Origin of the sequence: Heyndrickxia sp. MSNUG (genome assembly GCF_049532715.1) — a bacterium.
In the GTDB taxonomy this organism is placed as follows: domain Bacteria; phylum Bacillota; class Bacilli; order Bacillales; family Cytobacillaceae; genus Mesobacillus.
The window spans coordinates 4183971-4201365 of the sequence record NZ_CP150978.1 but is presented as its reverse complement, the minus strand read 5'-3'; the positions used below and the strand labels follow the sequence as shown (position 1 = coordinate 4201365).

11 protein-coding genes, 1 other RNA gene, 1 pseudogene and 1 other annotated feature are annotated in these 17395 nt (G+C 40.6%); of the genes and pseudogenes, 10 read left to right on the top strand and 3 right to left on the bottom strand.

The annotated features are described in order from the left end of the window. The first annotated feature begins 148 nt into the window (after positions 1 to 148). The 6 genes from AABM38_RS21250 (at position 149) to ssrA (ending at position 6365) form a co-directional block, all read left to right on the top strand. Positions 149 to 904, top strand: a complete 756-nt coding sequence (locus AABM38_RS21250) for a polysaccharide deacetylase family protein (RefSeq protein WP_423408154.1) — start codon at positions 149 to 151, stop codon at positions 902 to 904. A gap of 140 nt (positions 905 to 1044) precedes the next feature. Further along, positions 1045 to 1278 carry a preprotein translocase subunit SecG gene (secG, locus tag AABM38_RS21245; protein ID WP_335374789.1) on the top strand — a complete coding sequence of 78 codons (234 nt, stop codon included), beginning with the start codon at positions 1045 to 1047 and terminating at the stop codon, positions 1276 to 1278. A 742-nt stretch (positions 1279 to 2020) separates the two neighbouring features. Next, positions 2021 to 2767, top strand: a complete 747-nt coding sequence (locus AABM38_RS21240; protein WP_423408153.1) for an alpha/beta hydrolase — start codon at positions 2021 to 2023, stop codon at positions 2765 to 2767. A 36-nt stretch (positions 2768 to 2803) separates the two neighbouring features. Then, the gene (gene rnr, locus AABM38_RS21235) at positions 2804 to 5185 is read left to right on the top strand and encodes a ribonuclease R (protein ID WP_423408152.1); all 2382 of its coding nucleotides are present in this window, start codon (positions 2804 to 2806) and stop codon (positions 5183 to 5185) included. Between the two features lie 220 nt (positions 5186 to 5405). Then, a complete protein-coding gene (gene smpB / locus AABM38_RS21230; protein ID WP_079506883.1) occupies positions 5406 to 5873 on the top strand; it encodes an SsrA-binding protein SmpB in 468 nt (155 codons plus the stop codon). Between the two features lie 156 nt (positions 5874 to 6029). Next, positions 6030 to 6365, top strand: a transfer-messenger RNA (tmRNA) gene (gene ssrA / locus AABM38_RS21225). A 469-nt stretch (positions 6366 to 6834) separates the two neighbouring features. Here ssrA and AABM38_RS21220 read toward each other — a convergent pair. Then, positions 6835 to 7215: pseudogene (locus AABM38_RS21220) on the bottom strand (LAGLIDADG family homing endonuclease); the annotation flags it as partial. Positions 7216 to 7477: 262 nt separating this feature from the next. Beyond that, positions 7478 to 10570 (bottom strand): isoleucine--tRNA ligase, encoded by a 3093-nt coding sequence (gene ileS, locus AABM38_RS21215; RefSeq protein WP_423408151.1) that lies wholly within the window; start codon positions 10568 to 10570, stop codon positions 7478 to 7480. A gap of 59 nt (positions 10571 to 10629) precedes the next feature. After that, positions 10630 to 10867: a binding site (T-box leader), on the bottom strand. A 700-nt stretch (positions 10868 to 11567) separates the two neighbouring features. On the opposite strand from ileS, the gene AABM38_RS21210 reads away from it, so the two are divergent. Next, on the top strand, positions 11568 to 12743 hold the full coding sequence (locus tag AABM38_RS21210; RefSeq protein WP_423408150.1) for a NupC/NupG family nucleoside CNT transporter: 1176 nt from the start codon (positions 11568 to 11570) through the stop codon (positions 12741 to 12743). A 255-nt stretch (positions 12744 to 12998) separates the two neighbouring features. Continuing rightward, complete coding sequence (locus AABM38_RS21205) at positions 12999 to 14012, top strand: DUF3231 family protein (RefSeq protein WP_423408149.1); 1014 nt, start codon at positions 12999 to 13001, stop codon at positions 14010 to 14012. Positions 14013 to 14023: 11 nt separating this feature from the next. On the opposite strand, the gene AABM38_RS21200 is transcribed toward AABM38_RS21205, so the two are convergent. Continuing rightward, positions 14024 to 14770, bottom strand: coding sequence for a TIGR02206 family membrane protein (locus AABM38_RS21200; protein ID WP_423408148.1), 747 nt, complete (start codon positions 14768 to 14770; stop codon positions 14024 to 14026). A 739-nt stretch (positions 14771 to 15509) separates the two neighbouring features. On the opposite strand from AABM38_RS21200, the gene AABM38_RS21195 reads away from it, so the two are divergent. Both AABM38_RS21195 and AABM38_RS21190 read left to right on the top strand, forming a co-directional pair. After that, positions 15510 to 16376 (top strand): ABC transporter permease subunit, encoded by an 867-nt coding sequence (locus AABM38_RS21195; protein ID WP_423408147.1) that lies wholly within the window; start codon positions 15510 to 15512, stop codon positions 16374 to 16376. Further along, positions 16373 to 17371 (top strand): hypothetical protein, encoded by a 999-nt coding sequence (locus AABM38_RS21190; RefSeq protein WP_423408146.1) that lies wholly within the window; start codon positions 16373 to 16375, stop codon positions 17369 to 17371. The genes AABM38_RS21195 and AABM38_RS21190 overlap by 4 nt, the downstream gene beginning before the upstream one ends. The last annotated feature ends 24 nt before the right edge of the window (positions 17372 to 17395 follow it).

The window sequence follows — 17395 nt, the reverse complement described above, 5'->3', positions numbered from 1 at the left end:
TTCGGTAAATAAAAAAGACTTTTTTCTTTTTGTAAAGTTCCTTACTCATTGCTCCAAGGTTAAATATATCCATTTGTATTTTCGTGACCAAAAACAAACGGAAATGAGCAAAATATGTTGTACCAACTAAAGATAGGAGCCAGTTGATATGAAAAAGAGATTACTTTTAGCTGGTATGATCATATTTTGCATAATAGGCGGACAGCCGAGGGTGGAAGCTGATTCAACACCTTCTTCCGTGAAAAGAGACAAATTCGAAAAGACAGGACACGTATTTTGGGATATTCCAGTGGATGAAAAGCTGGTGGCATTAACCTTCGATGATGGACCTGATCCCCTTTATACAGCCCAAATTCTTGATGCCCTCGGTAAATACAATGCGAAAGCAACCTTTTTCGTCATCGGTGAAGAAGCGGCAAGATATCCTGAGATCGTAAAGCGCGAGGCGAGGGAAGGGCATGAAGTGGCGAATCACACATATCGCCATCATTTCCGTGACGGACATTCGCCGGCTATGCTAAAAAGGGAATTGGAAAAAAGCGAGAAAGTCATCAAGGAATTAACTGGCTACCAGCCTACGCTATTCCGCCCTATTGCCGGATATTATGATGAAGAAATTATCGATACAGCAGTTGCTGAAGGGTATAATGTAATTCTCTGGTCCTGGCATCAGGAAACGAGAGACTGGAGCAAGCCGGGTGCCAACAAAATCGTCGAAAATGTCATTTCAGATACGAGGCCAGGAGATGTGATTATCTTCCACGATGCTGGCGGTGACAGGACCCAAACAGTCAAAGCTCTCGAGCAGATTCTTGAAATCCTGTATAAGAAAGGCTATAAGTGCACAACAGTATCGGATTTGCTGTTCAGGTCAAACTCATTCCTGCCAGCCTCAATCCGTTAAACAGACATCTTTTAAGAAACACAATCCATTGTGTTTCTTTTTTTGTAAAAATTCACAACTATTCGGACAAGTGTTGTTTCATTCCTCAAAATGTGATAAATTTAAAATACTGTTAAGTAGGTTTTATCGGGAGGTACGTCATGCATACATTTTTAACTGTTATATTAGTGATTGTCAGCATTGGGCTGATCGGAGTCGTTCTGCTTCAATCAGGTAAGAGTGCTGGTCTATCCGGTGCCATTTCCGGCGGCGCTGAGCAATTGTTCGGAAAGCAAAAAGCAAGAGGACTTGATTTGATCCTGCACCGCATCACTGTAGTTCTATCCGTTTTATTCTTTGTTATAACTATTGCCGTTACTTATTTCAAGCTATAATACACAGAACCCGGCTTCAGAAGAGGCCGGGTTTTGTTGTGCTTTGGCGCATTAACGCGCTGGGGGTCTGACCCCCAGCGCGTTAATGCAGCAGAGTGGTTTACATATTTCTCGTAATAATGGGTATTTACATATATAGGCATGGTTAGAACGAATATATTGAGTCTGCAATGTTCCAATAGGCGTCATTGGAACAATGAAAGAGGAAAAATAGCTACACCGATGTTCCAATTGGCGTCATTGGAACAATGAAAGAGGAAAAGTAGCTACACCGATGTTCCAATAGGCATCATTGGAACAATGAAAAAGGAAAAATAGCTACACCGATGTTCCAATAGGCGTCATTGGAACAATGAAAGAGGAAAAATAGCTACACCGATGTTCCAATAGGCGTCATTGGAACAATGAAAGAGGAAAAATAGCTACACCGATGTTCCAATAGGCGTCATTGGAACAATGAAAGAGGAAAAATAGCTGCACCGATGTTCCAATAGGCATCATTGGAACAATGAAAGAGGAAAAATAGCTGCAACGATGTTCCAATAGGCGTCATTGGAACAATGAAAGAGGAAAAATAGCTACACCGATGTTCCAATTGGCGTCATTGGTATGTAAGAGGAAAAATAGCTGTAACGATGTTCACATTTAAAGGCTTTTTATTGGATTGTTAACTGGTGGTTTGTTAAAACTAAGGAAGATAATTTATCCATACTAAGATTCATAATATAGAGGGAGTAGGAAAATGAGAAAGTTAGTACCAAGACCTTTTACATTTAAAGCTGGAAAAAGAGCAGTTCTGCTGCTGCATGGCTTCACCGGCAATTCTGCTGATGTGCGGATGCTGGGGAGATTTTTGGAAGGAAAGGGATACACTTGCCACGCGCCAATTTTCAAAGGACATGGAGTACCGCCTGAAGAACTTATACATACTGGTCCTGAAGATTGGTGGCAGGATGCCATTGGCGGCTATGAATTCCTTAAGAACGAGGGCTACGAAGAGATTGCCGTAGCAGGTTTGTCATTGGGCGGAGTTTTCTCCCTGAAATTAGGTTATACAGTTCCTGTGATGGGAATTGTCCCAATGTGTGCACCTATGTATATCAAAACAGAGGAAATCATGTATCACGGTGTACTTGAGTATGCAAAAGAGTATAAGAGGATGGAAGGAAAACCGCCTGAACAGATTGAGTCTGAAGTCGATGTCTTAAGAAACGGATCCATGGTCACTCTTAAAGCACTTCAGGGCTTGATTACGGAAGTCAGGGAGAATGTTGACATGATCTATGCGCCAACTTTTGTTGTTCAGGCACGCAATGACCATATGATCAATCCAGATAGTGCGAATATCATTTACAATGCGGTAGAATCGGATAATAAAAAACTAAAATGGTATGAGGAATCTGGGCATGTGATTACGCTCGATAAAGAGCGTGACCAGCTCCACGAAGATGTTTATACGTTTTTAGAAACGTTAAATTGGAAAGAATAAAAGGATAGAAACTTTAATAAAGGGAGGGATTTTTAAATGGATGAGAATATTAAAGCCCATATAGACAGGCTTTTGCATTATATGAAAGACGAGGCTTACAAGCCGCTTACCGTCCAGGAACTTGAAAGTGCATTCGGGATACAGGATTCTTCGACATTTAAGGAGTTTGTAAAAGCTCTTGTTGTCATGGAAGAAAAAGGCCTGGTTGTCAGGACCCGCAGCGACAGGTACGGTCTGCCTGAAAAGATGAATCTCGTTCGCGGACGCCTGAGCGCCCATGCCAAAGGATTTGCATTCGTCATTACCGAAGAACCTGGCATGGATGATATTTTTATACCGCCAAACGAAACTGGCAATGCAATGAACGGAGATACGGTTCTCGTAAGAGTTTCTTCTGACAGTTCCGGTCAGCGTCGTGAAGGTACAGTCGTGCGCATTTTGGAAAGAGGCGTTTCGCAAATCGTTGGTACATACACCGAAAGCAAACATTTCGGTTTTGTTCTGCCTGACGATAAAAAGTTCGCAAGCGATATTTTTATCCCAAAAGACGCAGGGATGGGTGCTGTTGAAGGACATAAAGTCGTTGTAAAATTGACTGCCTATCCTGAGGGCCGCAAGAGTGCCGAGGGCGAGGTCATCGCCATACTGGGGCATAAAAATGACCCTGGCGTGGATATTCTTTCAGTAATCCATAAACATGGCTTGCCGACCGAATTCCCTGCAGAGGTATTAAAACAAGCTATTGATGCTCCAGACCAAATCAATGAGAGTGAGATTGCCAACCGCCGTGACCTGCGTAATGAAGTGATCGTCACAATAGACGGCGCAGATGCAAAGGATCTGGATGATGCTGTCCAGGTGACAAGGCTTGAAAATGGCAATTATAAGCTTGGTGTCCATATTGCGGATGTTACTTATTACGTAACTGAAGATTCACCAATTGACCGTGAGGCGGAGGACCGTGCTACTAGTGTGTATTTAGTTGACCGGGTAATCCCGATGATTCCACACCGCTTGTCGAATGGAATCTGTTCTTTGAATCCTAAAGTAGACCGACTGACATTGTCATGTAATATGGAGATTTCACCGGATGGACAAGTGGTTAACCATGAAATCTATCAAAGTGTGATCAAGACAACTGAGCGAATGACTTATTTTGATGTGAACAGAATTCTTGTCGACAAAGACGAAGAAACACGTTCTCGTTATGAAACTCTTGTGCCAATGTTTGAAATGATGGAAGAGCTTGCTGCGATCCTTCGTAAAAAGAGGATGGATAGAGGTGCCATCGACTTTGACTTCAAGGAATCGAAGGTACTTGTTGATGAAGAAGGCCATCCAACGGAAGTAGTGCTGCGTGAACGTTCTGTAGCTGAAAAATTGATTGAGGAGTTCATGCTTGCAGCCAATGAAACAGTTGCTGAGCATTTCCACTGGCTTGATGTACCATTTATCTACCGTATCCACGAAGATCCAAAGGAAGATAAGCTAAGAAAGTTCTTCGATTTCATCACGAACTTTGGATATCTTGTCAGAGGATCTGCGAATGGAGTACATCCTCGGGCGCTTCAGGAAATCATTGAAGAAGTCCAGGGGAAACCCGAAGAAATGGTTGTTTCCACCGTTATGCTTCGCTCCATGCAGCAGGCGAAATATTATCCTGAAAGCCTTGGTCACTTCGGACTTTCAACTGAATTCTATACGCATTTTACATCGCCAATCCGCCGTTACCCGGATTTAATTGTCCACCGGTTAATCAGGACTTATTTGATTGAGGGGAAATTGGATCAGGCAACGAAGGAAAAATGGAATGCGATGCTGCCTGATATTGCCGAGCATTCTTCAAACATGGAACGCCGCGCTGTTGAAGCTGAGCGTGAAACAGATGAATTGAAGAAAGCAGAGTATATGGAGGACAAAGTTGGGACTGAATATGATGGTATTATCAGTTCGGTCACTAATTTTGGTATGTTCGTCGAGCTTCCAAACACGATTGAAGGTCTTGTACATGTCAGCTACATGACAGATGATTATTACCGTTATGAAGAGCGGCAGCTGGCAATGATCGGTGAGAGGACGGGCAATGTTTTCCGCATCGGTGATGAAATCACAGTTCGTGTCATCAACGTCAATAAAGACGAGCGTTCAATCGACTTTGAGATAGTCGGCATGAAGGGAACTCCTCGCCGAGAACGTCCCGCTGTGCCAAAAATCTTTAAGACAGGCAGCAACCAGAAAAAACCGCGCCACGGCAAAGAAGAAGAAGGAAAATCAAGAGGCGGCAGAGGAGCCGGCAGCGGCAGGAATGGTTCTGGTTCAGGTTCAGGCTCTGGTTCTGGACCGAAACCAAAGAACAAAAAGAAGAAATTCTTTGAAAATGCTCCAGCCGCAAAACGAAAATCAAAAAAGAGAAAATAAGCAACTCTGAAAAGAGAGCTCCTGCTAAGGGGCTCTCTTCTATCCTATAATGATTTGTCCTGATTTTAAGCCGGACTTTTAATACTGATTTTTGCCTGAAGCAGAAATCTATCGTACTGAAACTTATAAAAAACGAACATGAAATACTTAGGTTCGGCTTGGAATTGTGGGAGATGAGGATGTTTGCTAAAATGAAATGACAGAGAAGGGGGAAGTTTTTATGCCAAAAGGTGAGGGAAAAGTAGTCGCCCAGAATAAAAAAGCGAATCATGACTATTTTATAGAAGAAACATATGAAGCCGGTGTCGTCCTTCAGGGTACAGAAATTAAATCAATCCGCAACGGGCGAGTTCAGCTGAAAGATTCTTATGCAAAGGTCCACAATGGTGAATTGTTTTTATACAATCTGCATATCAGTCCTTATGAACAAGGGAACCGCTATAACCATGATCCTTTAAGGACGCGAAAATTGCTGCTTCATAAGCGTCAGATCAATCAGCTGATTGGTGAAACGAAGGAAGCAGGCTATGCCCTTGTTCCGTTGAAGATTTATTTAAAAAATGGCTTCGCAAAGGTTTTAATTGGCCTTGGTAAGGGTAAAAAGAACTATGACAAGCGTGAAACGCTGAAGAAAAAGGAAGCGGGCCGTGATATCGAGCGTGCATTCCGCGAACGCCAAAAAATGTAAGCTTGTCAGCTGAGGAAGAGTGTACCAGTTGAAAAAAACACTCAATGTGATATAATAAAAACTGTCACCAGCGAGTGACAACATAACTTATGCTCGGCTTTCCGAGTTTTCCTAACGTCTGTATCACAGATACAGCAACCTTTTATATGGGGACGTTACGGATTCGACAGGGGTAGTTTGAGCTTAGGTGGCGAGTCGAGGGGATCGGCCTCGTTAAAACGTCAACGCCTATAACTGGCAAACAAAACAACAACTTCGCTTTCGCAGCTTAATACTGCATAGCGGTTCGCCCCTCCATCGCCCATGTGGTAGGGTAGCGGACTCACTCTAAGTGGGCTACGCCGGATTCCACCGCCTGAGGATGAAGGAAGAGAACAACCAGGCTAGCTGGCCGGCCGCCTGTCGGTAGGCAAAAGGACCAGCGAATCGCCAATATGCCGACTACACTCGTAGAAGCTTAAGTGCCAATATCTTTGGACGTGGGTTCGATTAGTAATTAGTCGCCTTGCGTGGCAACACGCAAGTGAAAATCCGGCTTTATCGGTGAAACCTAAGTCGTGAATAGCGATAAGGCAATGCCGAGCGGTATGTGGAGCAATCCAACAGCCGTGTATCGACTTATAGGCTGCCCAAGTGGCAGTACTAGGATGCGTTATCTGCCTGGGAGTCCAGGTAAAACTCAATAACGCATAATACGCCGGAGGACCTGCCAGCCAGGTTCAAGATATAGTCAGTGCCATGACGAAAGCATGGAATAGCACGTCCCACCGTCTCCACCAATACATATGTTGGTGGATTTTTATTTTATTGTGTGACCTAAAGCATTAGTTTGCCAATTGGCAAGCTTATGCTTTATTTTTTTTGTTAGGAGGTTGGTAATACTAAGTACTTTTTATATCAAATTTTATTACCGTCTATTCGTTTTCAGGCTCTTCTCTCAGCTTCTCTCCTGCCTTATCGATTAAATTTGAAAAAAAAGTTCCTCAAAATGTTTTTTTGCCTCTAACATTTCCAAGGTGTATTTCCCGTTCCTTGGAGTGACCTGTTGATACTCGTTAATAATCCAAAGTGCTCTTAGCCTTTTCCGTTCAATTCTCAAATAAGGTTGAACATCTTTTAAGACGGCTAAGACAATTTCTTTCTTCTTTATGCTTAAGGTGTAGGAGTCTTTATGTTTATCGGGGCAATAATTCTTTTTATTATTTATGATACCACCAATTAGGCTTTGTAAATAAACAAGTAATTCTTTGTCTGTAGAGGGAATTGTGATAGTAGGCCGACGATGTTCCTTTTTGTGCATTCGAGTCAGGTTAATACTGCCTTCACCGTCTATAATCCCAGCAACATAGCTGGCTTCCTATTTTTCCATTTTTATCCACTCCTCTAAATGGAACGTTTGTTCTTATTTAATTCCATTATACTACTTTTTAGAAAAGAAAGATATATGACCATAACCTTAATATACTTGTGCAAAAAAGCACTATTAGGTCGCTCAACAACCTTTTATTAATTTACTTCATGATTACATTAGATCAATAAAAAGAAGCACTGCCCGCAGTTTAATACAACTGCGGGCAGTGCTTTTTTTTCACTTAAACTAAAATCTATCCTAAAGAAATCCTAATCAACTCATCTCCAAATTTCACATCAATTTGGTTTTCAGGTTTTTTTGGCGTTTCAAAGCTTATGTGGTGAACGAGTACGTTTTCTTTAATTAGCTCTTCGAAATGTTTGATTTTTTCTTTACTCTCATCTGTTGCTGAAATATTGATTGAGATATATTTTTCAATCGGTAAATCTAATTTTTTTCGAGTGTCTTGTACGGCTCTGATTAATTCTCTAACTTGACCTTCATCAACTAGTCGAGGTGTAAGTGTTACTTCTAAAACCACCTTAAGTTGTTCATCGCCGGCCATCTCAAAACCAGGAGATACTTCATATTCAACATTTACATGTTCCTTCTCCAATGTTACCGATTGTCCCGTAACATTCACTTTTAGCTGACCATGATCTAATAATGACTTTTTATCCGCATCCTCCATGTGGTTAACATAGTCCTTAACTGTGTTTACCAGCTTTCCGAATGCAGCACCAGCAGTTTTGAAATTTAATGTAAAACTAGTTGATAGGTATGGTGACAGATTTTCTGTGTAAACAACATCTTTAACATTCAGCTCGTCTTTGATGATACCTGAATAGGAATTTAAAACGCGAAGGCCGTTACTGCGCCATACAATGATTTGTTGTAAAGGCTGTTTAACCTTTAAGTTCTTTGCATTACGGATACTGCGGCCAAGTTCAACTATTTTCAGGATCGTTTTCATATCTGTTTCTAAATCTAGATCAATCAATGACTCATTTGAGATTGGGTAGTCTTGTAAATGAACACTATTTTGAGTTAACTTCAAATGAATATCCTCGGCCACATATGGTACAAAAGGTGCGAGCAAGCGACATATTGTAGTAAGTGTTTCATATAGCGTTGAATAAGCTGCTATTTTATCGTCTGAGAGTCCGGAAGCCCAGAAACGATTTCTTGAGCGCCGTACATACCAATTACTTAATTCATCAACTAAGGATGCTATTTCACGAGTTGCTTGAGTAAATTGATACCGATCCATGTGATCATTAACAAGTTTAACGGTACTATGCAGACGGGAAAGGATCCACTCATCCAAAATGGTTTTCTTGCCGGGTTGCTGGCCATCGTACACAAAGCCATCTATTTTTGCGTACATTGCATAAAATTTATAGGTATTATCCAATGTGTCAATCAATTTTGATTTTGCATCTTGCACAATCTTCTTTGAAAAGCGTTTTGGATTCCAGGGTGAACTATCGACTAAGAATGCCCAACGAAGCGCATCTGCACCGTATTCTCCGATCAGTTCTACAGGTTCTAAAGCATTTCCTTTACTCTTAGACATTTTCTGGCCATTTTCATCGAGTATATGTCCTAGTGATAAGACATTTTTATAAGATGGTTTTCCGGTAAAAAGGGTAGAAACTGCAAGCAAGCTGTAGAAAAATCCTCTCGTCTGATCAATACCTTCGATCACTACATCTGCAGGAAATTGCGATTCGAATTTTCCATTATTTCCGAACGGATAGTGATACTGTGCGAATGGCATCGATCCACTGTCAAACCAAACATCAATCACTTCAGGCGTTCGATGCATAGGCCCTTTGCATTTCGGACAGGAACACTGTACCTCATCAATATACGGTTTGTGTAACTCGATATCATTTGCTATTGGATTTGCCGCGAGTTTTTGCAGCTCCTTGATACTGCCAGGAGCTTCCTCATGATTGCAAACAGAACAGACCCAAACATTTAGAGGGGTACCCCAATACCGGTTTCTGCTTATATTCCAGTCCATAAGATTTTCAAGGAAATTTCCAAACCGTCCATTTTTAATATGCTCTGGATACCAATTAACAGTTGCATTGTTTGCAAGCATTTTATCCTTTAAGAAGGACATTTTGATGAACCAGCTATCGGTTGCATAGTAAAGTAATGGGGAATCACATCTCCAGCAATGCGGATAGCTATGTTCGTATTTTTCCTTGTGAAAAAGGGTGCCTTGTTCCGACAGCATTTTAATAATGTCCACGTCACAGTCTTTGACAAATCTTCCAGTCAGCTCTGTGATTTCGCTTGTATAGCGACCTTGCTGATCAACAACATTGATAAAAGATAACCCATTCTGCTGAACAGTTTTATAGTCATCTTCACCATAAGCCGGGGCAATATGGACAAGACCTGTTCCGCTTTCTTCAGTGACATAATCTGCTAATACGATATAATGTCCTTTCTCGACAGTTGCATAATTGAAAGGTGGGGCATAACGTATTCCTTCAAATTCGGTTCCATTATGCTCACTTAAAATACTTACGTGATCACCAAGAACTTTTTCTACGAGAGATTTTGCAAGAATATAGATCTTATTTTCTTTTTGTGCACGAACATACGTTAAAGAAGGATTCACAGCGAGTGCAACATTGGCAGGCAGGGTCCAGGGTGTTGTTGTCCAGCCTAAGAAATATTCTTCGTCTGCATCAAGGCGTTTAAATTTCACGGTAGCTGATAAATCTTTTACATCCTTATAGCCTTGTGCAACTTCATGAGAACTTAAAGTGGTCTGGCAACTAGGGCAGTAAGGAGATACACGGTGACCTTTATACAATAGGCCATCTTTGTGGACCTTACTTAAAATGTTCCAGACACTTGCGATATAATCATTACTTAAGGTCAAATATGGACTGTCCATATCTACCCAATAACCTAATTCTTCGGTAAAAGAGCGCCACTTCTTCTCGTAAGTAAATACACTCTCCTTGCATTTGCTGATAAAAGGCTCCACACCATAGCGTTCAATTTCCTGTTTCCCTGAAATGCCGAGTTGCTTCTCAACACCAAGCTCGACAGGGAGGCCATGTGTATCCCAGCCAGCTTTTCTTTCAACCTGGAACCCCTTCATGGTCTTGTAACGTGCGACAACATCTTTAATTGTTCGCCCGAAGGCATGGCCAACATGGGGAAGACCATTTGCGGTCGGTGGTCCTTCATAAAAAACAAACGGTTCCCTGCCTTCCCTAAATTGTATAGATTGTTTAAATGTGTTTTCCTTTGTCCAATAGTTACGGATCCGGTCCTCGCGCTGTACAACAGTTTCCTTACTCTCATCAGCCTTCATAGATATCGCTCCTATTTAACAATGATCTGTCTAAAAACATACAAAAAACCCCGTCCCTAGTAAGGGACGGGGTTAACCGCGATACCACCCTAATTCTATTGATCCGATCAATAGCACTTAGCAACGTACAATCATACGCGTTCCTTGTAACGGCGGACTCCCGTCCAAGCTTACTAAACATTCAGCCTGGCTTCTCAGAGAGGATTTTCACGTAACACTCGAACACTGACTTGCACCAAAATGTCAGCTCTCTGTGGATCAAGAAGAAACGCTACTTTTTCTCATCAACGAATTTGTATGCTTTTATTGGAATTTATTGTAACAGAGGGAAAATTGAACTGTCAACATATTCCTTGTTGATTGTTTTTTATCTGAGCCTTTCTAGAGGAAAGTATTTGTTTGGCAGCGCAATTCGCCTACGCTAATCATTCAAACTAAAGTAACAAAGGATCGACCTCATTAGTTATTCCTGGTTACAAATGTTATTTCGTAATAAGTGTATTTAAGACTCTTGAGAGAGCCAAGAGCTCTTTGGAGCGAGTCTTATTTTTGGGGGAAAATGATCAGACTAAGTGCCGTTATAAGAGCTAAATGAACGTTTGTAACACGTGTGATACAAAAGTATGATTTAATATTATGTTTATTTACAATTGCTCTATAATTACTTTACAAAATTTCTGTATTTTTTAAAAAATAATGACTTTTCAACAGAATTCTTTTTGTCAGGGTGATAATTCATAAAATGGTAAAAAATATGCTTTATTTTTGTTCAAATCAATCTTAACAATTGTTCAGTTCGTGTGATATATTTATAGTGAAATAATGATTAAAAAAATGAAAGCGTTAACGAATCGGTGGAAAGAGAGGACGGATCTGTATTAGTATCCTGTAAAAACTCATATTTGTTGTAAATCCTTTCGGATGAAAATGTTTATTTGAGTAAAGAGTAAATAGTAGCCAATAACTCACTAATATCCGCTTATGGAGGTAAAATAATATGTCAATCTTAATCGCAATTTTAGGGATCATTGCACTCATCGGGATCGCTTGGCTAATGTCAAACGATAAGAAAAACATAAACTATCGTGCAGCAGGAATCATGCTAGCTGTTCAGCTCTTTTTAGCATGGTTTATGCTTAACACTGCAATCGGTAAAAAGGTTTTGCAAGCAATAGTTGATGGTTTTAACAAAGTTCTTTCTTTCGGAAATGAAGGTATCGCATTCGTTTTCGGTGATTTGTCAACAAAAGGGTACTTCTTTATCAACGTACTGATGATGATTATTTTCGTATCTGCATTACTTTCAATTTTAACGTATACAAGAATTTTACCATTAGCCATTAAATACATTGGCGGTGCAGTGGCCAAAGTTACTGGCCTTCCTAAGGTAGAATCTTTCGTGGCTGTTAACTCAATGGTTTTCGGGGATACAACCGCAATCCTTTCGGTTAAATCATATTTGCACAAGCTTTCTCCAAACCGCTTGTTCATCGTTGTTACGTCATCACTTGTTGCTGTGTCATGCTCGATCTTAGGTGCTTACATGCAAATGGTGCCTGCAGAGTTTGTATTGGTAGCATTGCCAATTAACGTATTCTCCGGCTTGATTCTTTCTTCAATCGTTTGTCCAGTAACAAAAGAAGAAGATGAGGATATTGACATCGAAGAAATGATTCCAGAAAAGTCTTTATTCGAAGCAATTGGTAACGGTGCTTTAATCGGTGGTAAAACTGCTTTAATCGTAGGCGCGATGTTAATCACCTACATTGCATTGCTTGCGATGCTGAACTTTATACTTGATAAATTAGTAGGAATGTCATTCCAGGAAATTGTCGGATATGTGTTTGCTCCAGTCGCTTTCATGATGGGTATCCCTTCATCTGAAATCGTTAAAGCAGGTTCAGTGATGGGAACAAAGGTTGCTGCGAATGAGTTCGTTGCAATGATGGACTTCATGAAAATGATTCCTAAATTGGATCACAAGACAGTAGGGATCGTTTCATCATTCTTGATTTCTTTCGCTAACTTCTCTTCTATCGGAATTATCTTAGGAACTGTACAAGCGATCAATGGTGAAAAGGCAAGTCAGTTAGCTAAGGTTGGATTAAAGGTATTGTTAGTAGCTACAATGGGATCAGTATTGACTGGAACGATTGTAGGGCTATTCCTTTAAAAATAAAGGCTATGTTAAAGCCCAATGTTGTTTTTTAAAACCTGTTGATTGTAGTGGAAAGCGAAGCGCCTGGAACGAAAATCAACAGCCTTGTTAAACAGAGCCAAAATAAAAAATCCCCTTTCTCAATTGCGAGAAAGGGGATTTTTTTATCCGTTTATACTATGAGCTTGCTTTACGTTAATGTCATGTAACTTGAATAATCTCTCTGATTTAGAACAACCTAACAAGTAATATAACGAGGGGTTCGATGCAATGGATAAAAATAACATTAAGTTGACCAGTGCCGAAATTGGATCGTTATGGTCTACATATATACAGAATACAGCAACTCGTTGCTTCTATAAACATTTCCTCCAGCATCTCGATGATCCGGAAATTAATCAGATTGTTCAAGAAGCATTAACTCTCTCTGAAGAATTTGTCCTAAAAATTAAAGAGATTTTTGATGCAGAGAATTTCCCTTTACCTAAAGGCTTCGCTGATGAGGATAATAATTTTTCTGCACCTGCCCTTTTTACTGATTTGTTTGCTCTAAGCTTTGTTTACAGAGGCGGACAAATGATCATGGTGTATTATGCTGATGCTCTGTCAAAGGTGGGCAGGAAAGATATTGTGGATTTTTATAGTGAGTGTTCGGCGAAGACCGTAAGTCTTTATAAAAAATCTCTAAATCTAATGCTGGAAAAAGGAATTTATGACCGGCCCCCTAAAATGGATTATCCTCAACAGGCTCATATTGTGAAGCAAGAACCTTCCTTGATCGAAAATTGGTTTGGTGACCGCAGGCCGCTTAACGCAATCGAGCTCTCTGAGTTATTTTTTGCCATCGAAAGAAATGGAATTGGTCTTGTATTGATTATGGGGCTCCTGCAGGCTTCAAAAGATCAGGAAATAATGGAGTTTCTATTTAAGGGTAAAAAACTTTCGCAAAAAAAGATTGAGCAATTCAATAAGTTCCTGAAAATGAATGATGGTTTTGAAATTCACCCAGTGACAATGGAGGTGACAAATTCAACGGTCTCTCCATTTTCTGAAAGGCTGATGCTGTTCTTCATCTCTGCTTCCAATCAAATCGGCATACAGGCAATGGCAACTGCTTTATCTGTTTCAATGAGGTCGGATTTAGCTGTTAAATATGCTAAGTTCATTGCGGAAATTATTGCATTTGCAGATGAAGGCAGAGACCTCCTGATTAAAAGAGGATGGCTGGAGCAGCCGCCATTATCTTCTGACCGGGAAAAATTGTATAATCAAACGAACCTCTAGTTATAAGGCAATTACTTCTCCTCCTGAGGTAATGCCTTTTCATTTTCCTTCATATTTAACAACCAAAAAGGAAGATACAGAATCGTAAAGGTCACCAGCGTGATTATCTCCAGAGATAGAATATACCAGGGCCATGGCCCCAGATAATCAATGAGAGAGGGATTAACCGGTTTTTCAGAAATGTACATATAGTTTCCTTCAATCAGGAAGTTCACAATAAAGATCATCAAAGTGTACGCGTTTAACCATAAAAAAGCCCTCCAAAGAGACTTCCCGGTGGGCTTGAACCCCGCTGTAAATACCATGAACAGATTTGCTATGACCGTTCCTCCATGGGATACGAAAAAGTGAATGTATCTGTAATGTGGAAAGGTGTAAAGGCTAATATCCGGAGTAATCATGGCCTGTAGAGCACTGCCGACTCCTGCAAAGTACGTAAATTCAAATAGTCGATAATTTCTTGTTAAAAGTAAGATCGCGGAGAGGATTATGCTGATGCTGCTGAGATGTAATGGCAAGGAATATTGAGAAGTCCAGTGTCCGCTCCACCAGAGCCAGACTTGCAAACTCACCTCGGAAAGAATCAACATGAGGAATAATGCTATGCGAGCCGTTCGATTAGCATATTCCTTTCTTAATGTTTTGCGGAACAAGAACATAGACAAAATCACTGCCGCAAAAACACCTAATGTCAAAAGATGCACAGCTGAAAAAAGTTGAAAGACATTTTCACTGCCAGGTTCAAAGAATGCTCCCATCGCCGCTATTCACTCCCATTTTTTCACTGTTTTCCCTTACTCTAACATATTAACAGACATATCTGAATTTTAATTTGCATACAGGTCATGCGATTATATTTTTGAGGGAGAGAATATGCATTGCTAATACGATCAGCAGATTCCCTTAAGAATATGGGATGAAGCAGGGTTATGAAAGCACCAGGAAGAGGGCCAGCTAATGGAACTATGAGCTGTTTTCTCGCAACCCTTTCTCATAACAACTCGCCGTTCATTTTTCTACTTGAGTTGTTCTCGTATCTCGATTCATAACAACTCGCCGTCCATTTTTCTGCTCGAGTTGTTCACGGACCTCCTCTCATAACAACTCGTCGTCCATTTTTCTGCATGAGTTGTTCTCGCAACCCTTTCTCATAACAACTCGCCGCCCATTTTTCTGCATGAGTTGTTCTCGTATCTCCTCTCATAACAACTCGCCGTCCATTTTTCTGCTCGAGTTGTTCTCGTACTTCCACTCATAACAACTCGACGTTCATTTTTCTACTTGAGTTGTTCTCGTATCTCCTCTCATAACAACTCGCCGCCCATTTTTCTGCATGAGTTGTTCACGGACCTCCTCTCATAACAACTCACCACGCCTTTCTTTCCTTTAACAGCCCCGTGTAAATTCTTTAACCATTATTTTTAAAAGTCATGTAACAATCCATTTAAATCCTTCGTTAAAATACATAAAATTATCATCACAAAAAGGAGACAGCCAATGAAGTTATTCATTCATTACATAATAAGAGCTGCTTGCATTCTGGGAGGAGTTATCCTGTTCTTATCGATTCCTCGGCTTTTTTACGTTGATGGCAGTATGCTGCTGTATGGTCCGGAATTTTTTATCCAATCAATGAGGGAAGTGATCCAGCAAATTTATAATTTCGATGCTGCACCGATTATCAGCCAGTGGCTGACGACAAGTATTGCTGATCGGTATGTTTACACACTGGATATATTGGGGCTTTCACTACTGGCGATGATCATAGGCGGGGTGATCCTGACAGGTATTTTTATCATGACTCCGAAAAAAATCCAGTCAAGAGTGAAGGATTTTATTAATTTCAGTGAAGCTGTTCCTGATTTGTTGATTATTTTTGTCCTCCAGTACGTGGTCCTTTATTTATACAAAGAAACGGGGATAAAACTGTTCAGGCTTTATGGATTGAGTGAAAGATCCTATCTCATGCCTGTCGTAGCTGTTTCTCTTTTGCCGTCCTTTTTTATGGCGCAATTTTTGATCAAACAGATTGAAGAAGAGTGGGAAAAGGATTATGTGATTTTTGCAAAATCAAAGGGATTGCCCAACCTGACCATCTATTTCAAGCACATCTTGCGAAACATTTTCCCTTTGGCCGTCATTCAATTAAGGACGCTGATATGGGTGCTGCTTTCGAATCTCGTGTTGATTGAATACATCTTTGCCATGCAGGGATTTACAAAGGATTTGAATACCATTTATACGATGGATGCTCCTGAAGTCATCATCTTCTGCTTGCTGGTTGCGGCACCTATTCTTTTCATTGATTTGCTTGCAAGGATGACAACGAGCTTTTATCAAGGGAAAAATGGGGTCCAGCTATGAAAAACTATAAAAAAACATTCATTGGTTTTGCGTTGATCCTGTTTCTTTTCTTTGTAAGTTTGGCGTATCCTTTATATGGCGACGAGGAATATAACGAAGAGTTTTTTCTCTATGATGAACAGGGGCAAGTCATTGGCAAGGCCCCAACACCACCAACGTTTGATCATCTTCTCGGTACAGACCGAAATGGGAATGACATGATGTACATTCATTTGTACGGTGCGAAATTCACCATTGCCGCCACATTTGTAATTACTTTATTTCGAGTAGCTACAGGAGTTCTAACGGGAATCATCATCTCTATCTGGATGCCGCGAATGAAAATATATTTTAAGGACTTTTTCCTTGGGTTCAGATATGTGCCAGCATTGATTATTGCTCTGTTCCTGATGTTTCCCGTTACCTACAAATACACAGGCATTCCAGTCTGGACAGCAGCTGCCTATCAGATTGGTGTCCTCATTTTGGTTGCCTTTCCTGCAGTAGTGCTGCTGACAATCGACTTTATTGAAGAACTGCAAAGCAAATCCTTTGTCGTGTCCTCCTATTTAATGGGAGGCAGCCGTTTTCACGTACTGAAAAAACATATATGGCCGTTCCTGAGAACAATTGGATTGTTGATGATCGTCCAGCAGATGCTCAGCACCATCATCATCATGATGCATCTTGGCATCTTCAATGTTTTTCTTGGGGGACAGACAAAGGGAGGAATCTTCAGCCCGGACCCGGGACCACCGAAACCAGAAACTCTTTCTAATGAATGGGGAGGCCTCATTGGCCAAAATTTCAAAGTTATGATTCAATATCCATGGATTGTATTAAGTACCATGTTCTTTTTCTTTTTCCTCATCGCCGTGACGAACATGATGAAAAAAGAACTCGAGGGACATTTGGCATATGAAAGTATTGATTTTATTGGTAAAATAAAGAAAAAGAAGGAGAAGAAGACACTTCTAAAAGAAGAGACATTATCAATCCTTCCTTTCAATTTGTGAATAAGGAACAAAAAGAAGCTGGTT